This window comes from Vibrio sp. Vb0598, assembly GCF_033338935.1.
Classification (GTDB): Bacteria; Pseudomonadota; Gammaproteobacteria; order Enterobacterales; family Vibrionaceae; genus Vibrio; species Vibrio alginolyticus.
In genome coordinates, this window is the sequence record NZ_JAWOTP010000010.1 from 19,665 (window position 1) to 32,763 (window position 13,099).

The 13,099-nt window shown below is 46.0% G+C and carries 7 protein-coding genes; 4 read left to right on the forward strand and 3 right to left on the reverse strand.

Annotation, left to right across the window (positions count from 1 at the left end):
• The first annotated feature begins 1 nt into the window (after position 1).
• From bcsA to R7Q38_RS11950, 4 genes are read left to right on the forward strand one after another with little or no spacing between them, the layout of a single operon-like run.
• Positions 2–2,635 carry a UDP-forming cellulose synthase catalytic subunit gene (gene bcsA, locus R7Q38_RS11935; RefSeq protein ID WP_213962897.1) on the forward strand — a complete coding sequence of 878 codons (2,634 nt, stop codon included), beginning with the start codon at positions 2–4 and terminating at the stop codon, positions 2,633–2,635.
• Entirely contained in the window at positions 2,625–4,910 is a 2,286-nt protein-coding gene (gene bcsB / locus R7Q38_RS11940; RefSeq protein WP_213867057.1) for a cellulose biosynthesis cyclic di-GMP-binding regulatory protein BcsB, read from the forward strand. Before bcsA ends, bcsB begins: the two co-directional genes overlap by 11 nt.
• Positions 4,910–6,016 carry a cellulose synthase complex periplasmic endoglucanase BcsZ gene (gene bcsZ, locus R7Q38_RS11945; protein ID WP_213867058.1) on the forward strand — a complete coding sequence of 369 codons (1,107 nt, stop codon included), beginning with the start codon at positions 4,910–4,912 and terminating at the stop codon, positions 6,014–6,016. Before bcsB ends, bcsZ begins: the two co-directional genes overlap by 1 nt.
• Entirely contained in the window at positions 6,007–9,771 is a 3,765-nt protein-coding gene (locus tag R7Q38_RS11950; RefSeq protein ID WP_239938477.1) for a cellulose synthase subunit BcsC-related outer membrane protein, read from the forward strand. The genes bcsZ and R7Q38_RS11950 overlap by 10 nt, the downstream gene beginning before the upstream one ends.
• Positions 9,772–9,831: 60 nt before the next feature.
• Here R7Q38_RS11950 and R7Q38_RS11955 read toward each other — a convergent pair whose 3' ends face one another.
• From R7Q38_RS11955 to R7Q38_RS11965, 3 genes are all read right to left on the reverse strand, one after another.
• Positions 9,832–10,686: a co-chaperone YbbN gene (locus R7Q38_RS11955; RefSeq protein ID WP_054578026.1), complete on the reverse strand. Its 855-nt coding sequence runs from the start codon at positions 10,684–10,686 to the stop codon at positions 9,832–9,834.
• A 472-nt stretch (positions 10,687–11,158) separates the two neighbouring features.
• Positions 11,159–11,986 (reverse strand): SDR family oxidoreductase, encoded by an 828-nt coding sequence (locus R7Q38_RS11960; RefSeq protein ID WP_239938476.1) that lies wholly within the window; start codon positions 11,984–11,986, stop codon positions 11,159–11,161.
• A gap of 44 nt (positions 11,987–12,030) precedes the next feature.
• Positions 12,031–12,945, reverse strand: a complete 915-nt coding sequence (locus tag R7Q38_RS11965; RefSeq protein WP_047102894.1) for a TIGR01777 family oxidoreductase — start codon at positions 12,943–12,945, stop codon at positions 12,031–12,033.
• Positions 12,946–13,099 lie beyond the last annotated feature (154 nt).

Consider the following 13,099-nt stretch of genomic DNA (forward strand, 5'->3'; position numbering starts at 1 on the left):
TATGCGAAGTCTTAATCTGATTTTCCAACGTTGGATAGTGGACCAATTCAGACTGCAGAAGAACGCTTACGAGCAAGCCTGGAATTGCAAAACAAACTGGGTTGGTGAGTGTGCTTTGTCTTTTTGGTTTTCATTGAGTTTTGTATTTTTAAAGCCGGCTATTTCGGGTGTTCCCTCATGGAAACTGCCTTTGGTTTACTATCCAAACGTTAATTTTGCTGCGCCAAGATGGTTTGATCCTGTACGTTTTATTATCCAAAGCGTTTGGTTGCTTTGCTTCAAGCAAAACGTAAATACAGCATGGTCCAAAAAAACCAGCAGCTTAGCGATGACTTTAGCCGAACAAATTCGCAATGCGTTCTACTTGCCATTTGAATTGATTGCAAAAAGCGTCCGCTGGTTAGAACAGACAGCGAACAACATCAAAGATCCGCAAGTTCGAGAGCGTATTAAAGCAAGTAAGTCAGCGATGGCGTTGAACTACACCTTGCTGTTTTTCGTGGTGTTAATCGCTTTGCTGTGTTTTACGGTGCCATTTGGTTATCAGGCTCAGACTGTCTTTGTGTTGTTACTCTGGGCATTAGCGATGATGGTTCGTCGCATGCCGGGTCGTTTTCCTACCATGCTTTTGATCATCTTGTCGGTTACGGCCTCATGTCGATACTTGTGGTGGCGTTATTCGTCTACCCTGAACTGGGACGATCCTGTTGCTTTGTTTCTAGGGGGCGTTTTACTTCTAGCTGAGACGTATTCTTGGATTGTGCTGATGCTTGGCTATTTCCAAAATATCTGGCCATTGAATCGCAAACCAGTATCGATGCCACCGGATCAGTCAACTTGGCCAACTATTGACTTGATGATCCCTACTTACAACGAAGATCTTGATGTCGTGAAAGCGACGGTTTATGCCTCGTTAGGTGTCGATTGGCCGAAAGACAAACTCAACATCCACATTCTGGATGACGGCAAGCGTGATAGCTTCCGAGATTTCGCCAAAAGTGTAGGGGTGAACTACATCCGCCGCCCAACGAATGAACATGCGAAAGCCGGTAACATTAACTATGCGTTGAAGCAGACCAGCGGTGAGTTTGTTGCGATTTTTGACTGTGACCATATTCCTACACGAGCATTTTTTCAGCTCACAATGGGGATGTTCCTGAAAGATCCAAAGTTGGCGCTTATTCAGACGCCGCACCATTTTTTCTCACCGGATCCTTTTGAGCGTAACTTATCGAACTTTCGTAACGTACCAAACGAAGGCAACTTGTTTTACGGCCTGATTCAAGATGGTAACGACTTATGGGATGCGACTTTCTTCTGTGGCTCGTGCGCTATTTTACGTCGAGAGCCTTTAGAGGAAGTCGGTGGTATTGCAGTCGAAACCGTGACGGAAGATGCGCACACGTCTCTGCGCATGCACCGTTTAGGCTATCGTTCTGCATATCTTAAGCAGCCGATTTCTGCTGGTTTGGCGACAGAAACATTGTCTGCACATGTTGGGCAACGCATTCGTTGGGCTCGCGGGATGGCGCAGATATTTAGGGTAGATAATCCATTGACTGGAAAGGGGCTTAAGCTCTCTCAACGGCTTTGTTACGTCAATGCCATGTTGCACTTTCTATCTGGTATCCCGAGGATTGTATTCCTGATCGCACCCTTGGCTTATTTGTTGCTGCATTCCTACGTGATTTATGCACCAGCGCTGGCGATCATTTTGTACGTATTACCCCACATGATTCACGCCAGCATGACCAACTCTCGTATGCAGGGTGACTACCGTTATTCGTTTTGGGGTGAGGTATACGAAACCGTGCTTGCTTGGTATATCGCAAGGCCAACAACGGTGGCTTTGTTTGCGCCCCATAAAGGGACATTCAACGTAACGGCAAAAGGCGGTTTGGTTGAAAAGTCTCACTACGATTGGGTGATCTCCCGACCATATTTGGTTTTGGTTGCACTCAACATTCTGGGCTTCGCTGTAGGGATTTACCGAATGGGGTGGGGGCCTCAAGACGAAATCGGTACGGTTATCGTGAATCTCGTTTGGACGATGTACAACTTGTTGATTTTAGGTGCTGCTGTCGCCGTTGCGGTAGAAGCCAAGCAAGTGCGAAAAGATCACCGAGTAGAGGTGGCGATTCCTGTCGCGGTAAGGCTTCACTCAGGACACTTGATTCAAGCGCAGATGAAGGATTTCTCTTTGGGTGGCGTGCGCATTGAAATAGACGGAGTCGATGAACCAACCTGTGCGTACCTACTTGGCCAAACCTTAGAAGTGATCCTCAATCGCGGTGGTCAAGAGTTCGTGTTCCCGATGACGGTTGCCTATGCTCATAAGGGGATATTTGGTTTACAACTCAACGAATTGTCTCATCAACAACAAATCCAATACGTCCAATGTACATTTGCACGTGCAGATACGTGGGCGAAATGGCAACAAGGCTATCAATCAGATAAGCCTCTCTCGAGTATGCAGGCTGTACTGCAAGTCGGCTTTAATGGATACAAACGCTTGTTGCAACATTGCCCTAAATTTGTTCAGGCCAGTGTGGATGCACTTTTATTTTGTATCGAATTTATTTGGTCACTAAGACCTCGTTATGTCCCAATCAGGACCTCAAGTCATGCTAAATAATAAAAAACTAACAGCGTTGACGACGGCTATCACTCTCATGTGTATGTCGGGCAGTCTCGCGGCACAAGAAGTAAGTCAGCAACAACCAACGCCTTTGGCACAGCAAGATGCTGAAAATTCGACCGTATTTAAGCGTGTCATTCCATTTAGTCAATTGGGTTACAGTGGTTCAATTGCTATTCAAGGTAGTGAGGCCAGTGCTTATATTGGTTTCGGTTCGCGACTTGATGAGGTGGTGTCTAATGCCACGTTGTACTTTGACATCACACCTTCACCAGCGTTGCTCTCTTTGGTTTCTCACGTCAAAGTGTATTTGAACAACGAGCTTATGGGAGTGGCGTCAATCGTCGATGGTCAGCAAGGTAAAAAATTGAGCTTATCGATGCCGCTGGATACTCGTTACTTCAGTAACTACAACCAAATTCGCTTTGAGTTGATTGGGAATACTCAGAAAGAGTGTGCCAATCCAAATGACTCGAGCATTTGGGCTGAGATCAGCCAAAGCAGTCGAATTGAAATGTTCGCCCAAAAGACAATGTTGGAAAGTGACTTGAGCTTGTTGCCAGCGCCGTTTTTTGATGTCCGTGATTTCAGCCAGTTAAATCTGCCTGTCGTTATGGGCGGCAAATACGATCTGGATGATGTCAAAGCTGCCGGTGTCTTGAGCTCTTACTTTGGTGCTCTTGCGGGTTGGCGTGGCGCTCAATTCCCTTTTAGTGTCGACACGTTACCTAAGCGCAACGCCATTGTCTTTGTTACCAATGACAACAAACCTGAGTTTCTGAGAGATTTTCCAGACACGGATGGGCCTCGTCTTCAAGTCATCACTCACCCAACTGACCCGTACGTGAAGCTTCTTCTAGTGATAGGCCGTGACAGTAAGGATCTTAACGTTGCGGTGCAAGGTTTGGCGTTGGGAAACCAACTTCTTACTGGGCCAATCGCGAAGATTAATGAAGTCAAACAAATCAAACCACGAGTCCCGTACGATGCGCCAAACTGGGTGAGTACGGCTCGTCCCGTTGCATTATCTGAATTAGTCGAACAAAAAAGCATGTTGCAAGTGGAAGGCCGAACGCCTCCTCCAATCAATGTGAGTTTGCGCTTACCACCCGATCTCTTTACTTGGCAGAGCCGTGGTATACCGATGGATCTTAACTATAGGTATTCGCCACCTGCTGCGGATCATTCTGGTTCTCGCCTGACTTTGAGCATCAATGACCAGTTCATTGAGGCGTTTAACTTAACCACAAAAGGCCAAGGTGGTGAGTCTAACCGTGTGCGTGTTCCTCTGTTAGATGACAGTATTCTGAGTGGTGATGCGCTTGTTCGTATTCCGGCATTTAAAGTTGGCAGTAAAAACCAAATCGAGTTTGAGTTTGGTTTTGCGTCGGTGACTGATGGGCAATGTCAGGTGACGCAGCCAAGTAAGCAATACGCGGTCATTGATGGTGACTCTACGGTTGATTTTAGTGGTTTCCCTCACTACATCGAAATGCCAAATATGCGCGCTTTTGCTACTTCTGGCTTCCCTTACACACGCATGGCCGATTTGTCAGAAACTGCGATTGTTGTTCCAGAGAGAGCTCCAAAAGAAGTGTTGCAGACCTTCTTAAACGTCATGGGCTCGTTAGGAAGTGATTCTGGGTACCCAGGTATTCAGGTGCTTTTGACAGATAAATGGAATGCTGAGCAACTAAAAAATAAAGACATCCTGACGATTGGTGTTGTGGATGCACTAGAAGAAGCCGCTAATAACCCTGACCAAGTTAACTTAGTGGTTAAAGAAGGTCAGAGACAAATTCGCCTGCCAAGCAAAAATGAAAAGCAGCTCGGAATGAACTGGATGAGTCCAAGTGATGCTCGTCAAGTGGCCGCGGATTATGTTTCTGTTGAGGCAGAAGGCTCTTTTGCTGCTATTTATGGTGCAGAATCGCCATTTACGAAAAAACGCAGCGTCATTTCTATTATGGCGGCTCACCCGTCAGATTTTTCGTCGGTTGATCGCGCGTTGGCTGACTCCGGTAAAGTGGAGCACATGTTTGGCTCGGTAGTGACGTTGAGAAATAACGAAGTAGCTAGCTACAACGTGGGTTCGCACTACTATGTTGGTAAGCTTCCTGTGTGGCAGCTCGTTTGGTATCACTTCTCTAATCACCCAGTCATCGTTGCGTGCTTTGCCGCCTTGCTAGTGGTGATCGTAACCATTGTGCTTTGGCGCGTATTACGTCAAGTCGCGTCTAGACGTTTAGAAAAAACTGAGGAAGAGGAATAATGAAAAAACTCATCTCGTTCCTTATGTTGTTCGTGTCTCCTTACTTGTGGGCTAACACCTGCGAGTGGCCACAATGGGAAACATTTAAGTCGGTATACATGGAGCAAGGCCGAGTCGTTGATGGCAGTGATGAGCGTATGATTACGACCTCGGAAGGTCAATCTTACGCATTGTTCTTTGCCTTGGTTGCCAATGACCCTAAAACCTTCGATCAGGTTTTAAAATGGACTCAATCACATTTGGCTGGTGGGGATTTGACGGCAAGGCTTCCTGCTTGGTTGTGGGGAAGAAAAGAAAATGGTCAGTTCGGAGTCTTGGATTCTAACCCAGCGTCAGATTCTGATTTGTGGATAGCTTACTCCCTTGTTGAGGCGGGGAGATTATGGAATAACTACTACTATCAGACCCTTGGACATCTGATCGCGAGTCGTATTTTACGTGAAGAAACCGTCAACATAGCGGGAGTTGGAACGGTATTGTTGCCAGCTCCAACGGGCTTTGATGCCGACGGCCAGTACCGTGTGAATCCGAGTTATGTTCCGTTACAACTGATTGCTCGTATGCAGTCGCTGTACCCGCAATACAACTGGGACTCAATGTATAAGGCAAGTGTTCACATGCTAGAGAAAACGATGCCAGCTGGCTTTAGCCCAGACTGGGCAGTATTGAGAAATGGTCGTTATAGCTCAGATGTGGTTACAGGGCCGATGGGCAGTTACAACGCCATCCGCACCTATCTTTGGGCGGGTATGCTAAATGACCAAGTTTCAGAAAAAGCAGTATTAGTACAAAAAATGCAGCCGTTTGTCGCGGCAACCAAAGCCCTTGGTGCGCCAGCGAGAGAAGTAAATACTGAAACGGGTAAATATACCCAAGCAGGAAGCGTAGGTTTTTCTGCTGCGGCTCTTCCGTTACTCGCGGCTTCTGGTGAATCTACGCTGTTGGAGACGCAGTTTCGTCGTGCTCAAAATGAACTTGTGGTCGACAAAAACGATCATTATTACGACAACGTATTAAGTCTATTTGGGCTTGGTTGGCATGAAGAACGTTACCGTTTTGGTGTGCAAGGTGAATTGCTTCCTGTATGGAGCGAGAGATGTCAGTAACAGGACGCGTGTTATGGTGGATTCCACTGGTTGCTTTGGCGGCTGGTGGCGTCGGCACTGTGCATGCAGAAAGCTTTAGCTCAACACCTCTGTCAAAGTCGCAGCTCGCACAGGTCTACAAGCCTATCGAGCTGGTTCAATTTTCCACATCATTAGCACGAGTTGACTCGGTTGAGTGGTTGGTTGAGCAGCTAAAACTGGCGGATGCGATTGGCCGAGATGATATTGTCGAGAGTACTCTGGAGAGGCTGTTCGCGATTGAAGAAAGCAATCCAACGGGGCTTTTCTATCAAGCGAATATGTATCTGAAACGTAAGCAGCCAGAATTAGCAAAACCGGTATTTGAGCGCTTAATCAGACAGGCGCCTCATTCGACTCAAGCGAAAAACTTGTCATCGATTATGGCTATTCAGGGAGAGAAAAGAGCGGATTATCAGCGCGCTCAGTTGCTTGCAAAATCTGGTCGTTACGATGAAGCGATTCAAGCTTACAAAGCCCTTTTCCCAAATGGAATGCCATCACCAGCGTTACAACTGGAATTCCTACAGTTGCAAAGTAATTTGCCAGGCAGTTGGAGCTCGGTAAAACAGGGACTGGAACGTTTAAATGCAAATTATCCTAGTGTTCCGTCTTTTCAACTCGCGTTAGCCAACCACATTCGCAAAGAGAATCCTGCTGATCCATGGATTCTCGATACCTATAAAAAGTTAGCGCTTGCTCCTTCGGTTGGAACAAATGCGGCAACGTCGTGGTTGCGTGCATTGGATCAATTGCCTATTTCAGATCAAGTTGTTCAGCAATATGCCATCTTAGCTAGCTACTACCCGTCTGACATGGAGATACAAAGAGCGAATCAAAGCGCGAAAGATCGCTGGAAAAAGGAAAAGGAACTACGCAAAGACCCCACTTATCTCGCCAAGCTCAAAGGGTTAGCGTTGCTCGAGGAAGATAAAACCGACCAAGCAGAAGCTCAGCTGCGTTATGCGTTGACGACTCGTCCGCGAGATCCTGAATTGCTTGGTGCTATGGGTAAGGTTTATCTACGTAGAGGGCAGCAACAAAAAGCGCTCGGATACTTTAAACAGGCTCAGCACTTAGATCATAATCCTGACTCGGCCTCAAAATGGGCAGCGCTAATCGAGACTTCTCAATATTGGGCGTATCTTGATCAAGGTGATGTCTTGGTCGAAAAAGGCCAGTTTAAGCAAGCAGAAAGCGCTTATCAAAAAGCGATTCAAGTAGATAAATCCCAACCTTATGCTTATTCATCATTAGGCTCTTTGTATCTGGTACAAGAAAATTATGCCGCGGCAGAGAAGGTTTTCAAACAAGCTTTGCAACTGGATAGCAGCAATAGCTCTGCATTGCGTGGTCGCTTAGATGTTCGCATTCAGCAGCAAGATTGGTCTGGCGCGGAAGCACTCGCGCGCAGTTACTCAGCCCCACAGCAGAAAGTGGTCGCTGAAAAAATAGCGAGCATCAAGTCGGAAGTTATTTTGACTCGTCTGCGGATCGCAATCGCTCAAAATGATCAGGCAACGATGAAAGCGTCCGTAGAGGAATTGATTGCGCTACAGCCAACCTCCCCATGGTTAAGGCTTGATATTGCTGACGTGGTTCATTCAATGGGCGACAAAGTACGCGCGGATACGCTGATGTCCGATTGGGCTACATCTAGTAATGACCCTGAAATGAAATTTGCTTACGCGCTTTATCTCGCGCAGGACTTCAACGTGAATGAGGCCATCGCTGAGCTAGAGAGTATCGCACAACATGACATGACAGACGCAATGCAGCGCAATTTAACCCGCTTGAAGCTTGATGCTCAGTTGAGAGACATTCAAACGCGTTACTTAGCTTCTCCCGAATCAGTAATGGCGATATTACGTGCGCTAGAGTCGGATTATCAAGGTCAAATTCAACCGCTCGCTCGTCTAGTGAGTGCGTGGTTAGACATTGATGAAGTTAAGGAAGCTGAGAGGATTTTCCAAAACATTTCGCTTTCAGAAGATTGGTCAACCGATGACAAACTGGCTTACGGCAGCATGATGGTAAGCTTGAATCACTTTGAAGATTTTGATCGTTGGTACGCGGACTTAGCATTAAATTCCGCAACACAAGATTTAAGTGCTTCGGAAGTATTACAGCTTGATGAACTCAAAACCCGTCGACTGTTGAGTCAAGCGGATCTGATGCTGGTTAATCAACAGCCTAAGCTTGCGTTGGATTTGTATGAACAAGTTTCTTTAAAGCCTGAGCCATTTAAAACTCAAGCAGAAATTGGCATGTTGCAAGCCAGTGCTTTGACTGGAGATGAAGCGACGTATCACGACATGCACCTCATTTTGAATAAAAAGCGCGATAGCTTAACTGCGGCACAGTTGATGACAGTGGTCGCGGTGTTTAATCAACAAGGCTATCGGAATGACGCTAATGCGCTAAATCAGTTGTTGGATGCGATGCCTGATGCTGATGCATTAGCGTTTCGCAATAGCATGTCTATAGCAATGATAAATCAACAGTGGGCCTTAGCTGAAACACGCGCCTATCAAGCCTTAAATCGTGACCGAATGGATAAAAATCGTGAACCTGAAGAGGCGAAAAAAGAACCCCTAAGCTTACGCGAGCTATATGATACTGCTGACGACTACTGGTTGACTCGTAACGTCAAATCGGACATCGATAAACTGCATGATCGGAGTGATGGGCATGTCATGATTGGCTGGGATTACAGTGCACGAGATGGCCGTAATACTTCGAATCAAGTGCCCATAGAAGCCCGAATCCCGATAGAGAGCTGGGATGGACACCTGTTGCTAAAAGCTGATTATGTTTCTATCGATTCAGGTCAGTTGGACTATTATGAAAAAACCACCGATTCTGACAGCACTTCGTTCCAAAATGACGCATCAGGTATGGCATTTGGAGTGGGCTGGCAGGCTGAAGATTGGTTGGTCGATATCGGCACGACACCAATTGGTTTCGACCATACCACATGGGTTGGTGGTGTGCGCATCAATGGGGACCTGGGTGAGTTCGGTTGGACGGCAGAAGCTTCGCGTCGCCCAGAGACCAGTAGCGCGCTTTCTTATGCTGGAATGTCTGTCCCTAGCGGCACGACTGACCCTCAAGGGACTAAATGGGGCGGAGTTGCTCGTACAGGTGTGAAGTTGAGCTCAAGCTGGGACATTGGTGGCCCTTACGGTTTTTGGAGTAGCTTGCAGTATCATGTTTTGACTGGTGAAAAGGTTGAGGACAACACTCGTTTAGGCGTGCTAGGTGGAGCGTACTACAAGTTAATTGCAACGGATGACCAACGTTTAAGTATAGGTACGAACTTAATGTACCTTGATTACGACAAAAATCTGGGTGAGTACACGCTAGGTCACGGTGGCTACTACAGTCCGCAAAGTTACTTCTCGGTGTCTTTACCTATCAACTTTTATGGCCGATACAACAGTTCTTGGTCATATCAATTGAGTGCATCCGTCTCTAACTCTTGGACTAAGGAAGACGCGCCATACTTATCGACAGTAGCGGAGTCAGACAAAGGTGGTGGTTTTGGTACGTCGTTGCAAGCGGCGGTGGAAAAGCGAGTCAGCAAACGTTGGTATCTTGGTGCGTTAGTCGATGTACAACGTTCTGAGTTTTATACACCAAACCATTTCATGCTTTATGCCAAGTACACCTTTAATGATCGTTGGCAACCAATAGAGTATCCGCCAGTAGCACCAACGTTGTATAGCGACTTCTAACAAAAAACAAAGGCCGGAAATCCCGGCCTTTGTTGTCTTCTTCCTAGAAGAATGCGACGCTTAGTACAAAATTGAGTAAAGCTGGCGACGATATTTGCTTGCTAATGCGTTACCTTGACCTAGCGCACTGAGAATATCCATAAAAGTCTTCTTCACTTCACCGTCTTGGGCGCCCAAGTCTTTTTTAAGAATATTCCACAGCAGTTCCAACGCTTCTTCATCCCGACCAACTTGGTTGTATTGTACCGCCAATTCACAAGCGAGTTCGAAGTTTGCCATGTCTGCTGCGTATGCTTGTTCTAGTCGCTGTAACTCAGGGCTATCTGCAGCCTGCAAATGCAGCTCGAGCTTGGCTATTAGGCTCTTGTAGTAGTTATCTTGATACTCGAGAGGGATAGCGTTCAGTAGTTCTTGGGCAATATCAAATTGTTTGGTTTCTAGCAAACAATCAGCCATCGCGAGTTTCACATCACCACGCTCTTGCAGCTCTGGCGGCAAAGTGTGGATGATACTCAAAGCCTGAGCATGCTCACCTTGCTGAAGAAGTTCACTGACTTGTTTTAATAGTTGTTCATCTGGGCTTGGCAAATGCTTTTGTAGCATGGTAGCAATGGCATCAATTGGCTGGGGGCCTCCCAGACCATCGACGGCTTGACCATTTATAAACAGCGCGATAGTTGGCAATACTTGCACGCCAAATTGAGACGCTAAAGCTGGCTGATCTTCACAATTTAGTAGAGCAAGCGTAAATGCACCGTTGTACTGTTGAGCAAGAGATTGCAACTCAGGGAGTATCTGTGCGCTTTCTGGCTGAGCGTTGGCCCAAAAGTGGATCAAAACGGGCGTGTTCATTGATCCTTCAAGCGTTTCGCGAAAGTTCTGTTCTGTTATCTCAACGATAAATGGGGATTGCATCAGAGTATCCTTGCCTTGTGTCTTGTCGTTGATATTAGATATGGAGTTGATTTAGGTGAAATTCAAGCGACATTCACCATCAATAATGAATCATTCTATTTTGAGAAAACGTGAGGTAATAGAGTGAGGTTATTGCTGCTCAGGTGTTAGATAAAAAGAAAACGCTGCCGAAGCAGCGCAATTCTAATGCTATTTGTTAGTGCGGTATCAAAATAGGATGAACATGGTCAACACTACACCCACACTAAGCCAGTTAAGCTGATTTAATGTCATTGTTGCCTCGCAGTAGTATAAACATTGCTACAAAACGTAATGGGTGGCGATACCAAATCTAAGCAACTCAATCACTTTGGGCGAAAGAATCCCCGCTGAATTGCGTAGAAATTGATTCGTTTAGTTGAGGTTTTTTTAACCTACATGTTCATAATGACATCACATTGTTACGGTGAAATTACATTTCGACAAAACTTTTTTATGCAGCCTGTCGCAAAATTTTATCAAGTACACGGGTTGGTAATAGTCTTTTCAAGACTGCGAATAATTTAGTCGGTGTAGTAATTCGATAACGAATTTTCGGTGAAACGCTAGTTAATGCATGAAGAACTGGTGCGATGCAAGACTCTGCAGGCAAAACAAATCGATTATTAGACTTGTCGTTGTTGAGTCGCTCTCTTTGTCCTTCATAAGCATGACGATGGGGGCTAGATTCAATATCAACCCACTTCTCAAAGGCTCGTAATGCATTGTTTCTAAATTGAGTTTCGATCGGTCCTGGTTCTATCAATGCCACTTTGATATTCGTATCCGCAAGCTCTAGCCTGAGCGTATCTGTCCAGCCTTCTAAGGCAAATTTTGATGCATTATAGGCACCACGGTATTTCATTGCGGCAAAACCAAGAACAGAGCTGTTTTGTATGATGCGTCCTTCGCCTTGCAGGCGCATATGAGGAAGCACTTCTCTGACCAACTGGTGCCAACCAAAAAAGTTGGTCTGAAATTGATCTTGAAGAGCCTCGGTGGGTAAGTCTTCCAGTGCTCCGGGCTGACCATAGGCACCATTATTGAACACTGCGTAAAGCTTACCTTCTGCTAACTCTAGCGCTTGCTTCACGCCCGAAGAAATGCTTTCTGGGCTATTTAGGTCTAGATTGATGCAGGTTAGCCCTTCATTAATTAGGCGCTGGACATCTTGTTCTTTCCTACAAGATGCAATGACATTAAATCCCTTGTTTTGTAGGGCGTGAGCGCACACGTAACCGATGCCGGTTGAACAACCCGTAATAAGAATCGACTTTTTCATAATTTAATTTAAGACTCAGAAACATTGATTGGAGCCATCATTCATCAGCTCCGGTCATGAAGCAAGTGCTTGAGTGCTGGCTCTATTCTGGAGTAGCTAAATTTAAAGCCCAGTTCGGTGAGTTTTTTGGGTTTGGCTCTCATGCTATCAAACAATAAGCAGGAAGATTCTCCCATTAGGAGTTCCATCGCCCATTTAGGCGTGAACAAGATATGCGGACGTTTTAGCGTTTTAGCTAGTGTGCCGCTGAATATACGATTAGTCACAGGATGGGGGGCGCACATATTGAATGCACCGTGAGCATGTGGTGTTTCAAGCAAGTACATGATGGCGCGGACCATATCTAGGATGTGAATCCAAGGCATGTACTGATTACCGTTCCCAAGTGGGCCGCCTACGCCAAGCTTGTAAGGTAATAGCATCTTTGCCAACGCACCACCATTAAGGCCGAGTACCACGCCAGTTCTCATTAGACAAACCCGTGTTTGTTCCGACTCTGCGCGCTTAGCTATTTGCTCCCACTTTGCACAAACCTCGTGAGGAAAGTCGTCGCTATTAACATGTAAGCACTCATCAAACGGATGATCTTGTTGATCACCATAGTAGCCAACTGCCGAGCCACTAATAAAAACAGAGGGAGGTTCGGTACTTGCGTGGATCAGCTCAACAATTTGCTCGGTAATTTTCCAACGACTTTTGCAGATTTTTTCTTTTTGCTCGCTGGTCCACCTTTTATCCGCAATAGGCTCACCTGCAAGATTAATGACGGCATCAACGTGATTGAGATCGGCGAACGATTCGAGCGAGTCAAGGTATTCGATATTACCCAGATCAGCATGCTGTAGGCGTTGTTTTGCTCGCTCTGGAGAGCGTGTAAGTAGCATAACTTGGTGAGTTGATAGCAGCTTGAGCAACTCCGAGCCAATAAACCCAGTGCCACCTGTGAGTAATATCTTCATGTTATCTCTTTGAATGTACACGTATTAGAACATTATAGTCGTTTTGTGCTTAGCTTGATCATCTCAACACCATTATTTCTAGGATAGTGACAAGCTGACAGAGAGGCTATTAACTTCACATATTAGTAAATATGTAACTAAATGTTATAGATGG